The organism is Pseudomonas sp. E45-MNA-CIBAN-0222 (genome assembly GCF_040310405.1).
Lineage (GTDB): Bacteria > Pseudomonadota > Gammaproteobacteria > Pseudomonadales > Pseudomonadaceae > Stutzerimonas > Stutzerimonas stutzeri_AC.
Genome location: NZ_JBEOPU010000001.1, coordinates 513,093 through 533,044 on the forward strand (window position 1 = coordinate 513,093; position 19,952 = coordinate 533,044).

The window sequence follows — 19,952 nt, forward strand, 5'->3', positions numbered from 1 at the left end:
CCCCTCCGCGCTATCAACGGCCAGCTCACGCTTCGGCCTCCAGCAGCGGCTCGCGACGACGACCGAAGCGCTGCCCCAGCCGATCGAAGAACAGGTAGATCACCGGCGTGGTGAACAGAGTCAGCAACTGGCTGAGCAACAGTCCACCGACCAGCACCAGGCCCAGCGGCTGGCGCAACTCGGCACCCGAACCGGAGGCCAGCATCAATGGGATCGCGCCGAACAGCGCCGCCAATGTGGTCATCAGGATCGGTCGGAAACGCAGCAGTGCCGCACGGTAGATCGCATCCTGTGGGCTCATGCCCTGATGTCGTTCGGCCTCCAGGGCGAAGTCGATCATCATGATCGCGTTCTTCTTGACGATGCCGATCAGCAGGATGATGCCGATGATCGCAATCAGCCCCAGGTCGTTACCGGTCAGCAGCAAGGCCAGCAAGGCACCGACCGCCGCCGAAGGCAGCGTTGAGAGGATGGTGATCGGATGGATATAGCTCTCGTAGAGCACCCCCAGCACGATGTACATCGTCACCACCGCAGCGAGAATCAGCAGCAGCGTACTCGACAGCGAGGCGCGGAATGCCTCTGCAGCGCCCTGGAAGCGCGTCTGAATACCTGCTGGCAGGCCGATCTCCTGCTCCACCGCTTCGATGACCTCCACTGCCTCACCCAGCGATACGCCAGTAGCGAGATTGAATGACAACGTCACCGCCGGAAACTGGCCGATATGGTTGATCAGCAGCGGTGCGTTGCGTTGCTCGATATTTGCCAGGCTCGATAACCGCACCGGCGTGCCGCCTTCGCTCTGCACGAACAGTTGCTCCAGCGCCTGCGGACCGAGGCGATTGCCCGCTTCTGCTTCCAGCACCACACGGTACTGGCTGGCCTGGGTGAAGATGGTGGATATCTGCCGCTGGCCGAAGGCGTCGTACAGCGCATCGGTGATGTCCGCGACCTGAATACCGAGGCGCGCCGCAGCGTCGCGGTCGATGTCCAGGTATATCTGCAGACCGTTGCTCTGCAGGTCGCTGGCCACGTCGGTCAGTTCCGGCCGTTCACGCAGGGCCTCGACCAGGCGCGGCGTCCACTCCTGCAGCAACTCGCTGTCCGGCGTTTCCAGGCTGAACTGAAATTGCGTACGGCTGACGCGATCCTCGATGGACAGGTCCTGCACCGGCTGCAGATACAGCTCGATGCCCGGCACCTTCGCCAGTTCCGGGCGCAAACGGTCGATGATCTGGCTGGCGGTGAGGTCGCGTTCGCCGTGAGCCTTGAGGTTGATCAGCAGACGGCCACTGTTGAGCGTGACGTTATCGCCATCCACGCCGATGTAGGACGACAGGCTATCCACCGCAGGGTCGGCTAGGATCACTCGCGCCAACGCCTGCTGACGCTCGCTCATGGCGCGGAAGGAAATCGACTGCGGCGCCTCGCTGATGCCCTGAATCACCCCTGTGTCCTGAACCGGGAAGAAACCCTTGGGCACGGCGAGATAGAGCACGACGGTCAGGCCAAGCGTCGCCACAGCGACCAGCAGCGTCAACGTCTGGTGACGCAATACCCAGGTCAGCCAACGCGAGTAACCGCCAATCAATCGCTCGACCCAGTCCGGCTTGGCCTCAGCGGCGGTTTGCGGCTTGAGCAGCTTGGCGCACATCATCGGCGTCAGCGTCAACGAGACCACCAGCGAGATCAGAATCGCTACCGCCAGGGTGATGGCGAACTCGCGGAACAGCCGGCCGACCACATCCTGCATGAACAGCAGCGGGATCAATACGGCGATCAGCGAGAACGTCAGAGAGATCAGCGTGAAGCCGATCTGTCGCGCGCCCTTGAGCGCCGCGTTGAGCGGCGTCTCGCCCTCCTCCAGGTGCCGCGCGATGTTCTCCAGCATGACGATGGCATCGTCCACCACGAAGCCGGTGGCGATGGTCAGCGCCATCAATGTCAGGTTGTTCAGGGAGAAGCCGCAGACGTACATCACCGCAAAGGTGCCGACCAGCGACAGCGGCACAGCGATCGACGGGATCACCGTGGCCGATAGCTTCTTTAGGAAGACGAAGGTCACCATTACCACCAGAAAGGTGGCGAGCATCAATTCATGCTGCACATCGGTGACGGCGGCGCGGATGGTTTGGGTGCGGTCGGTTAGAACCACCACGTCGAGCCCGGCCGGCATGCTGGCGGTCACTTCAGGCAAAAGCGCCTGGATGCGTTCGACCACGTCGATGACGTTGGCTCCGGGCTGGCGCTGAACATTGAGCAGCACCGCCTGGCTCTCGTTGGCCCAGGCGGCAAGGCGCTCGTTTTCGGCGCCGTCGACAATGTCGGCTACATCCTTCAGGCGCAGGGCCGCACCGTCCTGATAGGTGAGAATCAGCTCGGCGTATTCCTCTGGCGTCTTCAGCTGGTCGTTGGCATCGAGCATCGACACCCGGGTCGGGCCATCGAAGTTGCCTTTTGGCTGGTTGACGTTGGAGCTGGTGATCAGCGAACGCACGTCTGCCAGCGACAGCCCATAGGCCGCCAGCGCCTCGGGATTGGTGCGGATGCGCACTGCCGGGCGCTGGCCGCCGGCAATGCTGACCATGCCGACACCGCTGATCTGCGCCAGTTTCTGCGCCATTCGCGTGTCGACCAGGTCATGCAGCTTTGGCAGCGGCAGCGACTCGGACGTGACAGCCAGTGTCAGTACCGGCGTGTCCGCAGGGTTGACCTTGTTGTACACCGGTGGCGCGGGCAAATCGTTGGGCAACAGATTGTTTGCCCCATTGATGGCCGCTTGCACCTCCTGCTCGGCCACGTCCAGCGCCACGTCCAGCGAGAAACGCAGTGTGATCACCGACGCGCCACCGGAACTGGTCGACGACATCTGGGCAAGGCCCGGCATTTGCCCGAACTGCCGCTCCAGAGGCGCGGTAACCGCGCTGGTCATCACCTCCGGGCTGGCGCCCGGATAAAGCGTCATCACGCGGATGGTCGGGTAGTCCACCTGCGGCAGTGCCGCCACAGGGAGCAGCTTGTAGGCGATCAGGCCTGCCAGCAGGATGGCGACCATGCTCAGCGTGGTCGCCACCGGCCGCAGGATGAACAACCGGGAGATGTTCATCGCGTTTCGCGCTCCGCGGCCTCGCCGCCTCCAAGCACCGGGTTCTCTGCGGCCTGCTCAGCCATGCGTTGACTGTCCACTACCTCGACCTCTGCACCGTCGCGCAGGCGGTCTGTACCTTCCATGACGACCCGCTCGCCGACTTGCAGGCCCTCAAGCACTACAGTGATTTCGCCATTGCTGGGTCCAGCCTTGAGCAGGCGCAGCTGCACCTTGCTATCGTCGCCAACGACATAGGCGAAGGTGCCGCGCGAGCCGAACTGCAGCGCCGCCGATGGAATCAGCACGGCGTCTGGCAGCGTTTCAACACGCAAGCGAACGTTGACGAACTGGTTCGGCATCAGCAACTCGGCCTCGTTGTCGAAACGGGCCTTGAGCCGCAGCGTTCCAGTAGTGGCGTCGATCTGGTTGTCGATGCTCTCAAGCACACCTTCGCCAAACAGCACTTTTTCGCCACGATCCCAGACCTGCACCGCAAGCTTGTCACCCTGGCGATAGCGCGTAAGCACCGGCAGCAGCTCGCCCTCGGGCAAGGTAAAGCTGATCGACATCGGCTGAGTTTGAGTGATCACAACCAACGGATCGGTGTCATTAGCTGCCACCAGATTGCCCGCATCGAGTTGACGCAGGCCTACACGACCGTCGATGGGTGAGCGTATCTGGGTGAACTCGAGGTTCAGACGTGCCTCATTGACCGCAGCCTGGTTGGCTGCCAGCGTGCCCTGATATTGGCTGACCAGCGCTTCCTGGGTATCCAGCATCTGCTTGGCGATGCTGTCGTCAGCATACAGTCCGCGGTAGCGCTCGAAGTCCACTTGTGCGTTCTTCAGCTGTGCGCGGTTTTGCTGCAAGGTGCCCTCTGCCTGCTGCAGCGCGACCTTGTACGGGCGCGGGTCGATCACCGCCAGCAGATCCCCCTTCTTGACGCGCTGCCCCTCCTCGAAACGCAGTTCGACCAGCTCTCCACCTACACGGCTGCGCAGATTGACAGTGTTCAGCGGGACTACGCTACCGAGCGCCTTGTTGTACACCTCGAACTCGCCCTTTTCGACCTTTGCCACCCGTACGGGAACCGGCCCGCCAAAGGCACCGAAGCCCGGGCGGCCACCGGGGCGCTGGGGCGTTTCCTGCGGCGAGGGCCACAACCACCAGACCAGCAGCCCGATGGCGACAGCGGCAAGAATGAGCAGCAGCCAACGAAGGCTGGAACGAGCAGAACTAGGATGAGCCTCGGACATGAACGCGGGTTCGCTTGAAAAGGAGCGTGAACCATAAGCAGTCGCGAACCGCTCGCAAAGTGCCTTTACGGCATTTTTACTTATCGACACATTTGATCGGGCTCAAGGAGCTGATTCGAGTTTGGAACCAAGGCATTAATGCCCAGTCTATCTACCGTTCGACTTACTGGCCTTTAGCTTGTACGCCAACGCTAGTGACCAGGCCCTCACCTGCAGCACGTCGCATTGGACGTTGTCGTGTCGTTAACCGGCCACCTATGGATGGCCGCAAAGGATCAAGGAATGAACACTTCACTGGTCATCCTGGCACTCACCATAGCCAGTTTTCTTCTCGGCTTTTTGCGCGATATCTTCATCGCGCGGGAATTCGGAATCAGTTGGGACGCTGACCTGATTTTCGTTGCCCTGATCCTGCCGATGTTCTTTGAGAATTTTCTCGGGCTGGCGCTGCGCGACGCGATGATTCCGTACCTGCAAAAACTGCGCAGCCAATCCGATGAGGTATTCAGAGCAGTGGCTCGCTGGCTGTACTGGCGCATCAGCCTCGCCGGAGTAGCGGTCGCTCTAATTATCATCGTCGCCAACTACTGGATTCTCAGCCTGCTCGCTCCGGGGTGGAGTGCCGCCCAGCTAGATGCCGGACAATTGGTTTTCTGTGCCGGGGCTATGCTGATTGCAGTGCAGGCAGTGATTTATTGCCAAAGCTCGCTGCTGAACATGGACGGTATTTTCATATTGCCAATGACCCGCACTGTCCTGCTCAACGCAGGAGCGATCATCGGCATTCTGATATTCGGGCCTCAGGGCATCGTTATCTTCGCAGGCATGCTCCTGCCGCAACTGATGCTCATCGTGCTGCAGCACCGCCGCCTCGGGTACCTGAGTGGCTGCAGCAAGGCAGCGGGTAAAGGTCGCGGCGGCGACTTCGGTAAGGCACTGGCCCCGGTATTGCTCGCTGCGGGCGCGCAGCAAGCGTGCATCCTTGCCGAGCGCATCTTCGCTTCCTATCTGGAGGACGGCACCATCACCATGCTGTCGTTCTCCTACCGCATCGTAACCATTCCGTTGACGCTCTATGCACTGTCGATTCTGGCTGTGCTTTTCCCGAAATTCGCATCCAGCTGGCATGACAATGACCACGAAGCCTTTGCCGCAACCATCCGCAAGGGACTGCTCGCCACGCTGCTGTTCCTGGTTCCGGCCGCCGTTGTGCTCAGTTCCTTCCCAGAAACAGTGGTGACGGTACTGCTGGAGCGCGGGGAATTCGGCGCAGAACAGACAAGTGCAACAGCGCCTCTAGTTGCACTCTATGGATTGGGTTTGCCAGCTATGGGATTGGCGCTGCTCTGGGGTCGCGCTCTATTGGCCCAACAACAAGGACGACTGTTCTTCATAATCACGTTGATCAGTTCATCAATGACCATTGGCCTCGACGCCTTGCTGTACCGCCCTTACGGTGCTGAAGGGCTCGCGCTGGCTTTTTCCGCTGGTGCTTTGCTACAAGCGTTGTTCATGGGACTCTACGTGCATCGATCTGCACCTGCAGCGCTGGGCCTGCGGGTTTTGCTGCGCTGGACCGTCACCGCCAGCGTTCTGGTTGTTGGCCTGCACTTTGTTCCGCAGCCCCATGGTCTTATCGAATTGTGCCTGTATATCGCGCTGGTTCTGGCCGCCTTCGCTGCCGGGGTTGGGCTGCTTGGTGAGCGCGACCTCTTCCGGCCGAGCTATTGGTCAATGCGTAACGTCTGATGCCACGGCGGCGATGCCTTGTCGCCGCCCTCACCCCGATCAAGCACAAACAAAAAGGCCGCTGACATACGACAGCGGCCTTTTTGTTGCGGTAATGATCAGCCTCCGAACGCAAGCATCCCCATTGTTTGAATGCTCGGTGCAGTCCAGCCTGTCGAACTGCGCTCAACCTCGATCAGACGGGGCCTTCGCTGCTCCATTACGATATCCAGTGCGCGACTCGGCAGGATGTCGATATCGTCGAACGTGATGATCTGACCCGGCTCGACAGCACGTTTGAGTGCGGTCTTGCGTAGCAGCCCGATCGGCACGTGATCTGGATGCTCGGCCAGCTTGATGGCTTCGCCACGGAACTGGAAACCACCAATGCCACGCTCGATCAGCTCGCCGGGCTTCATCGCACGTTTGGCGATGGCGGCGACACCCAAGGTCGGCTCGGTCGAGTTATTGAGCAGCACGCCGCCGCCGTTAAGCACGCGACGTACGGTTTTGCCAACCTCCAGCGAGCAGAGGTGGAACGGGCGCACCAGCGTGTAGAACGGCCCACGTCCCAGCTTGAAGTATTCGATGGCGCGCGCCTGATCCTCGTCGTGTTTCCCTACCAGAAATACGCCGCCGGCTGGGTAACCGGAAGGGATGACGTAGTCGACGATCGGCTGCCCTGCTCGCTCGGCCATCATTCCTAGCAGGCTGGCGCTGTCGTCCAGGTTGGTAGAGGCCAGTCCTTCCATCCCCTGACGGGTGATGGTGGCGCCCAGTCCATTGCCGATGATCACCTGTTCGATCTGCACCTTGGTGCCGTCGGTAAAGGAAGTCGTCTGATCGACACTGATCCCCTGGCGGTTGGACCAATAGATCATGTCCTCGGGGGAAGGATCATGGTTCAGGTAACCCTTCATATTGCCGTAGACCAGCGGCTCGAATCCCATCTGCAGCGCGTCTTCACGCAACGCAGCAAGGGAGCCGGGCTGGTCGCCCTCAGCCTCAGTGAGGAAGCCCTTACCAGCCAGATAAGAGCCTGTAGTTACCTGCAGCTCGGCGTTGACCGTCACCACCTGCAATCCGGCTTGGAAGGCTCGCTCGATAACTGACGTTCCATGGAATACGTCACCGCTGCATTCGACGATAAGGTCTGAATGGTCGATGAGCTCGTCCAGGGAATTAGTGAGCACGTCTGCCAGTGGAAAGTCCGCCATCGAAGACAGCGGGCGACGCGTTAAAACACGTGAAATCACCATGTCCGGGTAATTTTGTTTGATCAGCCGAACAAAGCCACGGGCGATCATTCCAGTTCCGGATACACCGATTCTTTTGATATCTGAGGTAGGCATAACTGAATCCATTCAATGGGCATCAGCGCTATGACAGCGGCTGTGCGAAAAGATTTTTGAAAAGCTGCCTATTTGCCACTTTTGCAGACTTCTCCACACCCGTGAATCCTGGAACAGGTGACGTGAGAGAAATTAGTTGCCAGCCGATGAATATGCTAATTGACGACGACAAGCGGTTTGCAGGCCGCCGTTATTATTCCGCCGCCAGAAAACAGAACGGCGAGCGCTTTATAAAAGGCTCGCCGCTTTGAGCTAAAAGACCGGGCAATCAGCCAAGCGAAGCGATAGCAGCCTCGTAATTCGGCTCGCTACCGATCTCACTAACCAGTTCGCTATGCAAAACTCGATCGTGCTCGTCCAGCACGATGACTGCACGTGCAGCCACGCCAGTTAGAGGTCCGCTGGCGATGGCCACACCGTAGTTCACAAGGAACTCGGCGCCGCGCATGGTGGACAGGTTGACCACATTCTCCAGCCCTTCGGAGCCGCAGAAACGCTTTTGGGCGAACGGCAGATCCGCAGAAATGCAGAGCACCACGGTGTTTGCCAAAGCACTGGCCTGCGCATTGAACTTGCGCACCGACGTGGCGCAGGTGGGCGTATCAACGCTCGGGAAAATGTTGAGGATCTTTCGCTTTCCGGCAAAGGCCGTCAGCTCGACATCGGCAAGATCAGCGCCGACCAGACTGAACGCCTTGGCCTGTTGACCGACTTGCGGAAAATCGCCAGCCACTTGAACCGGCGCGCCTTTCAGGGTGATTTCGGGCATTTACGTCGTTCCTCATATAAAAGGGCAGAAAAAAGGCCGTGAACCCAACGAATCCACGGCCCTGGGTGATGTTCGAGCAGACGATGAATCGCCATTGCGTTCAACGACTGACATCGGACATCAGCTACGTGCGAAATATTCCTTGGTGAGTTTGACCACCACCGGACTCAGCAACAGCAGCGAGATCAGGTTGGGGATAGCCATCAGGCCGTTCAGCGTATCAGCCAGCAACCAGGCGAAGTCGAGTTGGGCAATCGCTCCGAAGGGCACTGCCAACACCCAGATCACACGGAATGGCCAGATGGCCCGAGTGCCAACCAGGAACTCCCAGCACTTTTCGCCGAAATAGCTCCAGCCAAGGATGGTGGTGAAGGCGAAGACCACCAGCGCGATAGTGAGGATGATGCCGCCAACACCCGGCATGGCCGATTCGAAAGCCGCAGCTGAAAGCGCCGCCCCGCTCTCGCCACTGGTCCACACGCCGGTACAGATGATGGCCAGACCGGTTACCGAGCAGACGATGATGGTATCGATGAACGTACCCAGCATGCCGATCATGCCCGAACGGACCGAGCTAGTGGTGGTACCTGCGGCCTGAGCGATACCGGCAGTACCGAGGCCCGCTTCGTTGGAGAAAATTCCGCGGGCGACACCAAAACGAATCGCAGCGATCACGGCAGCGCCAGCGAAACCACCGGTGGCGGCAATCGGCGAGAAAGCGTGAGTGAAGATCAGATCGAACGCAGCCGGAATGGCCGAAGCATTCACCACCAGCACTACCAACGCAGCGATCAGATAAGCCAGGCACATGAACGGCACCAGCGACGCGGCCACCACACCGATGCGGCGAATGCCGCCGAGAATCACCAGACCCACGGCCACCATGGTGATCAGACCGGTTGCCCACAGTGGCACCGAGAATGTGGTTTCCAGCGCGTGCGCCATGCTGTTGACCTGGACCATGTTGCCGATCCCGAAGCCGGCCAGGCCGCCAAAGATGGAAAACGCGGTACCAAGCCAGAGCCACTTCTTGCCCAGGCCGTTCTTGATCGCATACATCGGACCGCCGACATGCTCACCACGGTCGTCCTTTTCACGGTAGTGAACCGCAAGTACGACTTCGCAATACTTGGTGGCCATACCGACCAGCGCGGTGCACCACATCCAGAACAACGCACCCGGCCCGCCAAGGAATATCGCAGTGGCCACACCGGCGATGTTGCCGGTACCTACGGTTGCCGCCAGAGAGGTCATCAGCGCCTGGAACGGGCTGATTTCACCGGTCGCTTCGTCACCTTTGGTACGCCCGCGCCACATCAGGGCGAAACCGGTGCCGATACGGGTCAGCGGCATGAACTTGAGCATGATCATCAGCACCAGGCCAGTACCGAGAATCAGCACCAGCATGGGTGGGCCCCAGACGAGGCCGTTGATGCTATTGACGAGGTTATTCAGAAATTCCATTCGAGCACCTTATTTCTTATAGGCGAGTTCCCTCGCGTTAGGGTCGCGCTACCGTGGAGCCGTTGAAAAACATGACGCTTGTGGCGGTGGTTTTTCAGCGGCCAGGTAACGACGATTCCGATCCGCCTCTGGAGCTTGTAAGCGCTGAGGCGGCAGGCGCATTGCAAGACTCGTGCTAGAGCGTTGCGCGGTTATGACCGCGACGGTCGGAAGCGTGGATGCTACCACTGCATTCGTGCATTGGGCTTGGGGCAATCGCGCCAGATTCGATGACCGAATCGACCTGAAAACCGGGCCGATCGGTCAAGCCGCCGATAACTCGCGCCCAACGCCTAACAAATGACACTGAAAGCGAAATCAGCGTAGCCCACTATGGTGCGCCTGCCAGGGGCGACTGATGCGAATTGGTGCAAGCCGTGACGGTGCCGTTGCGGACGACCGCAGGTTGAGGGTAAGCGGCCATCGCGTGCAAGCGCCAGCAGAGTGCGGCGCTGCAATCGATCAGAAATCCCGGCGATAGAACACATCGAGCGAGCTTGCCAGACCACTGGCGGCTTCGAGGAAGATCCGCCGCGTCAGCTGATAGCGCAGGGCGATGGTGTTGGACGGCTCAAACACCCCTACCCCATAACGCAGCGCCAGTCGCTCGGTCAGGCGTCCGGTGGCCACGACGCTGGTTCCCGCGCCGGTGCCTTCGGTGTCCAGCTGGAAGTCCTGAATGCCCAGGCGTTGAGCCAGGCCACCAGTGATCGACGAGCTGCCAGCCAAACCGAGCCCCAGCGCTGCCTGCGCTAACAGATTGCTATCCCCGGTATCGGCACCCAGCGCTCGGCCCAACACCAGGTAGGCCAGTGCCTGCTCCTGGCTCATTGCCGGCTCGGAGAACACGTCGATGCGTGGCTGCTCCGCGCTGCCGGTGATGCGTAGACCGGCGACCACGTTTTCTGCGTCGATTCGACGGATCGCTTCGATATTCAGGAACGGCTGACTGATCATGCCGGTGAACAACAGTTCGGCACGTCGAATGGTCAGCCGCTGACCATAGGCGCGATAACGGCCGTTCTTCAGCTGCAGCTCGCCGCGTGCGTCCAGGTTGTCTCCAATGTGCAGATAACCGGCAAGATCGGCAGTCAGACCGAAGCCGGAGAAACGCAGGCGGTCCTGACCCACCTCTACGTCGATGTCCATCTTCACCGCCAGCGGCGTGGCCGGCTCTTCGGCTTCGCGTCCAACGATTACCGTATCTTCGGAAATCCTCACGGTCGCCGGCGGCAGCTCTCGCACGGTAATTGCACCTCGGGGCACTTCGATACGACCGCTTACTGCCAGTTCCTGCCCGCTCAGCACGATGCGCAGGTCTGGCTCGACCTCCAGATCAGCGTACGGCTCGACGACTACCGGCAAACGACTGCCCTTGATGGCGAGGTCAAGGTCAAGTTCATCCTGCCAGTCCAGCGCGCCGCTCAGGCTGCCGCGCCCTTGCTCGCCAGCCCGCCAGTCGCCATCGATGTTCAGCCGTTCGCCCTCGATCAACACGCGAACTCGCAGATCCTCGAACGCCGTGGGCAGTTCACTGCCGGCTATTTCGCCGCCGGTGAGCAATAGCTGGCCATTGAGCGTCGGCTGCTGCAGGCTGCCGGCCAGCTGACCGCTACCATTGAGCTGCCCGCGCAGCCGCTCGGCCATCGGCACGAAAGGCCGCGCCACCGCCAGGTCGAAGCCACTCAGGCGAAACTCACCATTGATGGGCTTCGCCTCCGGCCGTGGATCGATCTGCAGCTGAACCTCAAGTTCACCCAGCTCGCCGCCCTGGAAGCGCAATTCATTGTCGATCCGCTCAGGCAGCAGACGACTGTTGAGTACAAGGGTCTGGTACGGGAAGTCATGCCACTCATCCGCATCACGGATGCGCAGCACACCGGGTCCGGCATCGACCTGAATTCGGCCGTTAGGGCCGCTGGCGGGTAGGTCCAGTTCGATATCCGCATTGAGCTCACCCTGCCAACGGAGGTCCTCGGGCAGATATTCGGCCAGGGACTGCAACGCAAAGTCGCGCAGGCGGTAGCGAATCCGTGGGTCCGGCATCAGGCGCTGATCTTCTGCGCAAAGGGTGGCGGGCCCCGAGAGCCAGCAATGTGCACCCAGATCCAGGCGCCCATCGGCGAAGCGCTGCAGCGTTGCCGGGCGTTGCAAGGCCCAGTTCTGCTGCTCGGCGCTTAGCTCGCCACGCGTCAGTCGCCCGACCCAGTCCTCGCCACGCAGCCCGCCATCGAATGCCAGTGCCAGATCGAGCAACGGGCCCTGCAGTTGCAGGTCTGCCTGGTGTTTTTCCGCCGTGCCTTCGGCATTGACCTGTAAAGCGCCGAGATCGGTGTCGCCTGCGCGAATGCGCTCGGCGTTCAGCGCCAGGCGACCACGCTCGCCGTCGGAAAGCTGGCCCTGAAGGCTGAGGCGCCGCAGGTGATTGTCCTGGTACGCAAGATTGCGCCCGCTGAGTTCCACCTGCGCGCTCGGTGCCGCAGCGGTCCCGCTCAGCGCCACCTCGCCATTCAGCTGCCCACGAAGATCCGGCCAAAGCTGCGCCAGGCGGCTCAACTCGAGCTGCAGCTGCCCTTCCAGCGTTTGCGCCCAGATGCCGCTGCCGTGCACACGGTTATCCCCCATGCGCAGGTCTACGATCGGCAGGGTCCAACGCTCGCCCTCCCCACTGGCCTGCAACTGCAGGCTGGTGTTCTGGCCGCGCAGGCGCCCGCTGATATCGAGGCTCGCCTCGGCCTGCAGGCGCTCATCACGCAGAGCGCCCTGGCTTTGCAGGGAACCACCAAGGTTTCCCGGCAGCTCAGCCAGCCAGTACGCCGGGTCGAGATCGCTTAGCGCCAGATCGGCTTTCCAATCAAGACCTTCGGCGAACCCGATGCTGACCGAACCCACTGCGCTGCCCTGCCCGGCGCGCAGTTCCAGCTGTGGCAGGTGGACTGATTCAAGGTTACCGCTGACCGGGCTGTTCAGCGTGAAGTCACCCGCCGGTCCCGTCATGGCGGATTGGAAGTTGCCGAGATAATTGCCGTCGTCGTACTGAATTTGCGCCTTGAGTTCGCGCAACGCCACCGGTGGCTCGTCAATATCCGGGTACAGCCGCCGCCAGGGAAAATCGCGCCAGAGCAGGTCGGCGTTGGCTTCCAGACCATCCTGCCAATCGACATCGCCGCTAAGCCGCACATCGCGTTGCTGTCCGGCGTCCAGTTCGAGCATGGCAATCTGTGCTCCACTCGGGCCGACCACTCCCTCGAGCGCCACGCGGACCACACCGCCCTCCCCCGGCAGCAGGGTTGTGCCGAGCACGCGGTAGCCATCATCCATGTTGCCGGTCGCGGTCAACTGCAGATCATTCAGACGCAAGGTTTCCGGCAGATCAGGCAACGCCTTGAAACCGTGGGCATTCAGTTTGATGGTAGCCGGCAGGTGCTCGTCCAGCGCACGCAGTTGGCCGCTAAGGGTGCCGTCCAGATAGCCCTGACTTTCCACCTGCACCTGCAGCTGTTCGCGCAGATCACCGTCGACGGCAATCATCAGCGCCCAAGGCTGCTCGTTCGGCGACTGCAACGCGGCCTGCCCTTCCAGTTTCAGCGGCCAGGCACCACTGGGCAGCAGCCGGCCATTCAAGGAGAGATCCAGATCATCCCGGCGCACCTCGAGCTGCTGAATATCCAGGCCATCCGCACGCCAATTCGCCTGCAAATGCAGGCGCCGCAGCTGCTCACTGCCATTGAGCGTTACCCGACCGATGTCGATCCGCTCGACTTGCAGCGCCAATGGCAGGTCGAGATCCGGCAGGGTGAAGGGTTCAGCGTCGGGGGCCGGTTCGGTTGGGGGAAAATTGAGAACGATATCCCCGGCTATCAGCTCGTCGATACACAAGGTGCGTTTGAGCAGGCAGCCCGGCGCCCAGGCAAGACGCGGCTGTTGCACCTCGACACGGTTACCGCCCTGCTCCCATAGCAGCCGATCGGCTTGCCAACGTTGGCCTAGCCTGCCGTCGAAGGCTTCGACCGTCAGCCCCGGCACCTGCGCTAGTAGCCAACGACTGCCACTGGCGGTGCCGAGTAAGACGCCGACAGCGATGGCCAGCAGCAATACCAGCGCAAGCAGCGTCCAACCCACCCCACGCAATAGCCGCATCACAGCTCAGGCCCCATGGAGAAATGCAGCCTTACGCCGCCTTCGCTGTCCAGCGGATGGGCGACATCGACGCGAATGGGCCCAACTGGCGACACCCAGCGCACACCAACGCCAACGGCGCTTTTAAGAGTGGGAATTTCCAGAGAATTGAAGGCGTTGCCCTGATCGACGAATGTCGCCACCCGCCATTTCTCGGCGATCGAATACTGATATTCAGCGCTGACGGCGAACTGGTAGCGACCACCGATCTTGTCGCCGTCTGAATTGGTCGGTGACAAGCTCTGGTAGTCGTAGCCGCGCACGCTCTGGTCACCACCGGCGAAATAGCGCAATGAGGGCGGCACGTTGACGTATTCGTCGGTCCAGTTGCCGCCCAGCTGTACACGGCCGAGAAAGCGATGCCGCTGGCCCAATGTGGTCAGACCGCGCAGCAGCACGTTGGCGTGAATCAGATCCGCATCGGACAGCACACCCGTCTTGGCCCCAGCAACCTCGAACTGCAAGCGGTAGCCGTGGCTTGGGTCGATGCGGTTATCGCTGCGCAGGTAGCTATAGGCGACACCCGGCATCAACAAGGTGCTGGTACCGGAGTCATCGCCCAGACGATATTCCTCGTGCTGCCATTTCAGCGAGAGCACACGTAACCAGCCGCTGGGCAACCGACTGTGCCATTCCGGGCCCACCTTGAGCAGGCGACTGAGGCTGTCGGTGCCAGCAATTTCCTCGTATTGGTAACCACCTACGAAGCGCAGCTTGTCGGTCAGAGGTGGATCAAGGGGAATGTCGTACCAGAAGCCTACGTTCTGCCGCGGTGCCGACAGTTCGGTTTCGGCACCGTAGCTGTGGCCCTGTGGGTTGACCCAGTGACGCGTCCAGTTCATCCGTATGCGCGGGCCGACATCAGTGGAATAGCCCAAGCCGAGGCCGAATGTGCGCGGTTTACGTGTAGTAAGCGCGACGGCGACTGGAATGCGCTGCTCGCTGGCGCTGGTGGGGTTGGCGTCCACACGCACACCTTCGAAATAGCCGCTCGACTGCAGCGCCTGACTAAGCTCGGCGATCAGTTCGGAGTCGTAGGGGGTATCGGCATCGAATGGCACCATGCGCCTGAGCAGGTCGTCATCGAACGGCGAATCGCCTTCGAATCGCACATCCCCCAGGCGGTAGCGTGGCCCGCTGTCGAAAACCAGCTCGATATCAGCGGTGTTCTCTCGGGGGTCTACCGCAAGCCGCTGACGGGTGAAACGACCGTCGAAATAGCCGAAGCGCGACGCCTGGTTGAGGAACTGCTGCTTCACATCCTCGTAACGACCGTGATTGAGCACATCGCCCTGGCGTAACGTGCGCTGCGCGACGCGAAAGCCGGAGAACTCCGCTGCCGGCCCATCAAGACGCACAGTGATATTGCGCAGGCGCACCGGCTCACCGGTTTGCACGCGCAGCACCAGAGTGGGCTCATCGCCTTCGCGCACATCGGTTCGAATCCGACTGCGGTAGTAGCCCAGCGCTTGCAGCGCTTTCTCCGCCTGGCTTTGCGCTACGCGGCTATAGCGCAGTAGCTCGCTGGCGTCGCGATCACCCAGATCGCCGATGTAGTTCTCGATGTTTTCGCGCAACGCCCGGTTCTGTGGCTCGATACGAACGTCGAGCTCAGCGGCGCTGGCATCAATGCTGCTCAACATCAGGATTGCGGCTACCAGCGGGCCGATTCGGTTCGATTTGCACATGGCGCGCAATGCTAGCACGGGCTTGCTGGCAGGCCCGCACAGGCGGGCTAGGCAGGGCGTAAAGGGAACTTGCGGGGGGACGGGCATCGGCTGATATCGCGTGGCTTCAGACCAGTCAGACTGGCCTGCCCGGATAAAATTCGGCCGCACCTAACGCGCGGCTTCCATCCGCGTTGGCGCCGGGTGGAAAAAGATGTGCTCCACCACCGGCCCGACGGCGATCTGACCGATCTCTTCGTAGCCTTGCCGCTGGTAGAAGTTCAAGTAGCGCGGGTTGCCGGTGTCGATTACCAGGCCTTGGGATGTTTCATCTTCGGCGCACCATTCATGTACCGCCTGCAACAGTTGCTCGCCATACTGCTGCCTCTGGAATTGCGGATGCACGCCGAGTAGCGGCAGCAGATGCACAGCCCCTGCCGGCAGGCAGGCCAGCACCGCGGCGTGATAATCCAAATAGCGACGCGTGCAGCGGAACCCCGCGGTCAGCAGCATTCGTGCCCGCCAGGCCCAGCTCTCGGTGACGTCCAGCCGACGCTGTGGGGGTGCGATCAGCGCAACAGCAATCAGCCGATCTTCCACGAGCAAACCAAGCCCTGGCTGCTGCTGGAGGAAATGCTGGTTTACTAGCTCCCGCACCGTCGCACGCACCCGCTGCTGGTAACCGGGCCGGTCCGCTTCGAACAAATAAGCGAAGGTCGGCTCGTGACGGTAAGCGTGATACAGCAGCGAACGGGTTTCGCGGTCGTAACCGCTATCGAGCATGCGAACCTCGGCGGACATCGGCATGGTAACTCTCGGTTTCTCTGAAGGATGATTGCAACTTAGCAGCGCTTGGCACGGCTTGCCACGCCGCCAGACCACCAGCCTGCGACCAGTTAGTAACCCAATGATGCATGCGCCTGCCTGGCATGGAGGGGCGCATTCGGCTGCTCCTGACGGTTGGTGCCTACAGCGCCACACCTCTAGAATCACTGCTTTCAGCCCACGGCAGCCTTGCACACCGACTCAGCGCACTACGCTCGCCGCCTTTGAGACCAACACCGACCTTACGGAAATTCATGAAAATAGTCTCTTTCAATATCAATGGATTACGCGCAAGACCTCATCAACTTTCTGCCATCATCGAAAAGCACCAGCCGGACGTCATCGGCCTGCAGGAAACCAAGGTTTCTGACGAGCAGTTCCCGCTGGCAGACGTTGAGGCGCTCGGCTATCACGTTCACTACCACGGGCAGAAGGGCCACTATGGCGTTGCCCTCCTCTCGCGCCAGGCACCGTTGGAGATACACAAAGGCTTCCCTGGTGACAGCGAGGAATCTCAGAAGCGCTTCATCTGGGGTCGCTTCGCCGATACCAACGGCCAACAGGTGACCGTCATGAACGGCTACTTCCCCCAGGGGGAAAGCCGTGACCATCCGGTGAAGTTTCCGGCGAAGACCAAGTTCTATGCCGACCTGCAGGCTCTGCTCGAACAGCAGTTCAGCCCCGACGAGTTGTTGGCGGTGATGGGCGACTTCAACATTTCCCCGCAGGACTGCGACATCGGCATTGGCGAAGTGAACGCCAAACGCTGGCTGCGTACCGGCAAGTGCAGCTTCCTGCCGGAGGAGCGCGAGTGGCTGGAACGCCTCAAAGGCTGGGGCCTGCAGGACAGCTTCCGTACCCTAAACCCGGAAGTCGTCGACCGCTTCAGCTGGTTCGACTATCGCAGCCGCGGCTTCGAGGACGACCCGCGCCGCGGGCTGCGGATTGACTACATCCTGACTACCGCTGCGCTACACCAGCGCGTGACCGGCTGCGGCGTCGACTACGACATCCGCGCAATGGAGAAGCCTTCCGACCACTGCCCGGTATGGATCGAGCTGCGCTGACAGCATTGAGCATGTGCCAGCGGCACCGTACGCACTGTCATTTTTCGGTAACCGAATCGTCTTAATCTCGCGACCTTCTACAAGGAGGTCGCAAGATGGCATTACGTTCAGTTGGACGGTATCGGAATCGGGCGTTGCCCCTGCTATTGCTCGCGTTGGGCGGCGTATCGAACAGTGTTCTTGCGGCCCCGCCAATTCCGGCGGACGGATCGGCCGTGCTGCGCATTCACGGCTCCAACACCGTGGGCGCCAAGCTCGCCCCCATGCTCATCGCCGGGCTGTTCGAAGCTGAAGGCTATCAGGAGGTGAGCATCCACCCGACCGAGGTGGAGAATGAACAACGCATCAGTGCGCGCACGCCTCAGGGCAAGCAGGTGTATGCCACGGTGGCCGCGCACGGAACCGGCACAGGCTTCGCTGGGTTGAAGAATGGTCAGGGTGATCTCGCAGCAGCCTCCAGGCCGATCAAAACCAGCGAGCGCGCCGAACTGGCTGATCTGGGCGACATGCGCAGCGGCAAGGCGGAACAGGTCATTGCCATTGATGGTCTGGCCATCATCGTGCACCCGGGCAACCCCATCGATTCGTTGACCACCACGCAACTGGCCAGGCTGTTTGCCGGCGAAATCCGCAACTGGCGCGAGCTCGGCGGACAGGACCTGCCGGTGCGGCTGCATGCGCGCGATGACCGTTCCGGTACCTACGACACCTTCAACGAGCTGGTATTGGCGCGCCAGGGCAAGCCGCTCTTGAGCGACGCCCGCCGCTATGAATCCAACGACGAACTGTCCCGCGCGGTCACCCTGGATGCAGGCGCCGTCGGCTTCACCGGCCTGGCCTCACTGGGCAAGGCCAAGGCGCTGGCCATCGCCGATGGTGCCTCGCAGCCGATGCTGCCCTCCCGCGCCCTGGTCGCGACCGAGGACTATCCGCTGTCGCGCCGGCTGTTCCTCTATGCCCATCCGCGCCGGCAGTCGCCCTGGACCGCGGCCTACATCGAGTTCATCCATAGCAAGGCCGGGCAGAGCATTGTCGAGCGATCCGGCTACGTCGCCCAACATGTCGAGGCGATTCGGCAAATCGCACTCGCCGACATGCCCGCCTTCTATCAGCAACTGGCGAGCGAAGCCCAGCGCCTGACGGTCAACTTTCGCTTCGAGGAAGGCAGCGCTCAGCTGGACAACAAGGCCCAGCGCGACCTTGAACGGGTCGCCGATTATCTGCGCGACAACGGCAAGCTGACCGATAGCGCCGCGCTGGTGGGCTTCGGAGACGCAACGGGCGATCCGGCGCGCGCGGCACTGCTCTCCAAGCTGCGCGCGATGACGGTCCGTCGCGAGCTGAACAAGCGCGGAGTATTCCTAAAGGAAATCAATGGAATGGGGGCTGAGCTTCCAGTTGCATCTAACGACGCGGGAAGTGGCCGGGTGAAGAACCGCCGCGTGGAAGTCTGGGTGTATTAATGAGTGCAAGATCGTATCGTCCGCCAGCCGCGGGCGTACTGTCCCGGTACAGGCGTCGGGTTTAAGCTCGGGCGATTTCTGGCAGCAGGAATCGTCCATGTACCTCGTCTGTGGTGAAGCGCTTTTCGATGTGTTCGCGGCCTCGACCGACAGCCGCAGTCGCCTGAACCTGGAAGCCGTCGCAGGTGGCTCGCCGTTCAACGTTGCCGTCGGGCTGGCCCGGTTGGGCGCGCGGGCCGCGCTGCTCGGTGGGCTCTCCCGCGATCATTTCGGTCAGCTCCTGCTAGAGCTGCTGCAGGAAGAAGGCGTTGCCACCGAGCATCTCGCCATCTTCGATGCGCCGACCACGCTGGCAATGGTCGCCATCGGCGCCGATGGCAGTCCGGTCTACAGCTTTCGCGGCGAAGGCTGTGCCGATCGCCTGTTGCATACCGAACAGCTGCAGCCGCTGCCTGCTGGCATTCGCGGCATCCATTTCGGTTCATATTCGCTGGTGACGCCGCCGATTGCCGATACGCTGCTGGCCTTGCTGCATCGCGAGCATGCCCAGCGCCTGATTTCACTCGATCCGAACATTCGCCTCAACGTCGAACCCAGCCTCGAACGTTGGCGCGAGCGGGTCGAGGCGTTCGCCGAACGTGCACATCTGATCAAGGTCAGCGACGAGGACCTGGCCCTGCTCTATCCGGGCATTGCGCCAGCGAGTATCGCCCAGCGCTGGCTGGACCATCACGTCGAGCTGGTGGTGCTTACCCGCGGTGCCGACGGCGCGCAGCTCTTCAGCCGCAAGCACGGCCAGCTGCAAGTGGCAGCGCAGGCGGTAACGGTGCGTGACACCGTGGGTGCCGGCGACACCTTCCAGGCCGCATTGCTCGCCTACCTGACCGAACAGCAGCTGGACTCGCCGCACGGGCTTGCGCAAATGGGACCTGCGCAACTGCAGGCCATGCTCGCCTTCGCCAGCAGCGCCGCCGCCATCATCTGTTCCCGGCGTGGTCCGGACCTGCCCTACCGATACGAAATTGCCTGACCGGTTTGGCCATTGCGCCCTCAGC

At 61.4% G+C, this 19,952-nt stretch carries 13 protein-coding genes; 5 read left to right on the plus strand and 8 right to left on the minus strand.

The window, feature by feature from the left end:
* Positions 1 to 25: 25 nt before the first annotated feature.
* Complete coding sequence (locus AAEZ08_RS02305; RefSeq protein WP_003285049.1) at positions 26 to 3,106, minus strand: MdtB/MuxB family multidrug efflux RND transporter permease subunit; 3,081 nt, start codon at positions 3,104 to 3,106, stop codon at positions 26 to 28.
* Positions 3,103 to 4,344, minus strand: coding sequence for an MdtA/MuxA family multidrug efflux RND transporter periplasmic adaptor subunit (locus AAEZ08_RS02310; protein WP_003285051.1), 1,242 nt, complete (start codon positions 4,342 to 4,344; stop codon positions 3,103 to 3,105). The genes AAEZ08_RS02305 and AAEZ08_RS02310 overlap by 4 nt, the downstream gene beginning before the upstream one ends.
* A 282-nt stretch (positions 4,345 to 4,626) precedes the next feature.
* On the opposite strand from AAEZ08_RS02310, the gene murJ reads away from it, so the two are divergent.
* Complete coding sequence (gene murJ, locus AAEZ08_RS02315; RefSeq protein ID WP_003285056.1) at positions 4,627 to 6,093, plus strand: murein biosynthesis integral membrane protein MurJ; 1,467 nt, start codon at positions 4,627 to 4,629, stop codon at positions 6,091 to 6,093.
* Between the two features lie 98 nt (positions 6,094 to 6,191).
* Here murJ and AAEZ08_RS02320 read toward each other — a convergent pair whose 3' ends face one another.
* Complete coding sequence (locus tag AAEZ08_RS02320) at positions 6,192 to 7,379, minus strand: NAD(P)-dependent oxidoreductase (protein WP_500123687.1); 1,188 nt, start codon at positions 7,377 to 7,379, stop codon at positions 6,192 to 6,194.
* A 167-nt stretch (positions 7,380 to 7,546) separates the two neighbouring features.
* Between AAEZ08_RS02320 and AAEZ08_RS02325 the strand changes: the two genes are divergently transcribed.
* A complete protein-coding gene (locus tag AAEZ08_RS02325; RefSeq protein WP_256433007.1) occupies positions 7,547 to 7,675 on the plus strand; it encodes a hypothetical protein in 129 nt (42 codons plus the stop codon).
* A gap of 17 nt (positions 7,676 to 7,692) precedes the next feature.
* On the opposite strand, the gene tpx is transcribed toward AAEZ08_RS02325, so the two are convergent.
* The 5 genes from tpx to AAEZ08_RS02350 form a co-directional block, all read right to left on the minus strand.
* Positions 7,693 to 8,193 (minus strand): thiol peroxidase, encoded by a 501-nt coding sequence (tpx, locus tag AAEZ08_RS02330; RefSeq protein ID WP_500123626.1) that lies wholly within the window; start codon positions 8,191 to 8,193, stop codon positions 7,693 to 7,695.
* A 120-nt stretch (positions 8,194 to 8,313) separates the two neighbouring features.
* Positions 8,314 to 9,657, minus strand: a complete 1,344-nt coding sequence (locus tag AAEZ08_RS02335) for an alanine/glycine:cation symporter family protein (protein WP_058065831.1) — start codon at positions 9,655 to 9,657, stop codon at positions 8,314 to 8,316.
* A gap of 501 nt (positions 9,658 to 10,158) precedes the next feature.
* Positions 10,159 to 13,836 carry a translocation/assembly module TamB domain-containing protein gene (locus tag AAEZ08_RS02340; protein ID WP_500123627.1) on the minus strand — a complete coding sequence of 1,226 codons (3,678 nt, stop codon included), beginning with the start codon at positions 13,834 to 13,836 and terminating at the stop codon, positions 10,159 to 10,161.
* The gene (locus AAEZ08_RS02345) at positions 13,836 to 15,518 is read right to left on the minus strand and encodes an autotransporter assembly complex protein TamA (protein ID WP_482696255.1); all 1,683 of its coding nucleotides are present in this window, start codon (positions 15,516 to 15,518) and stop codon (positions 13,836 to 13,838) included. Before AAEZ08_RS02345 ends, AAEZ08_RS02340 begins: the two co-directional genes overlap by 1 nt.
* Before the next feature lie 195 nt (positions 15,519 to 15,713).
* Positions 15,714 to 16,349 (minus strand): GNAT family N-acetyltransferase, encoded by a 636-nt coding sequence (locus AAEZ08_RS02350; RefSeq protein ID WP_003285065.1) that lies wholly within the window; start codon positions 16,347 to 16,349, stop codon positions 15,714 to 15,716.
* A 272-nt stretch (positions 16,350 to 16,621) separates the two neighbouring features.
* Between AAEZ08_RS02350 and xthA the strand changes: the two genes are divergently transcribed.
* The 3 genes from xthA to AAEZ08_RS02365 all read left to right on the plus strand — a co-directional run bounded on the left by xthA (position 16,622) and on the right by AAEZ08_RS02365 (position 19,927).
* Positions 16,622 to 17,434 carry an exodeoxyribonuclease III gene (xthA, locus tag AAEZ08_RS02355; protein WP_058065828.1) on the plus strand — a complete coding sequence of 271 codons (813 nt, stop codon included), beginning with the start codon at positions 16,622 to 16,624 and terminating at the stop codon, positions 17,432 to 17,434.
* A gap of 95 nt (positions 17,435 to 17,529) precedes the next feature.
* Complete coding sequence (locus AAEZ08_RS02360; protein ID WP_500123628.1) at positions 17,530 to 18,897, plus strand: substrate-binding domain-containing protein; 1,368 nt, start codon at positions 17,530 to 17,532, stop codon at positions 18,895 to 18,897.
* Positions 18,898 to 18,994: 97 nt separating this feature from the next.
* Entirely contained in the window at positions 18,995 to 19,927 is a 933-nt protein-coding gene (locus AAEZ08_RS02365; RefSeq protein ID WP_500123629.1) for a carbohydrate kinase family protein, read from the plus strand.
* Positions 19,928 to 19,952: the final 25 nt, after the last annotated feature.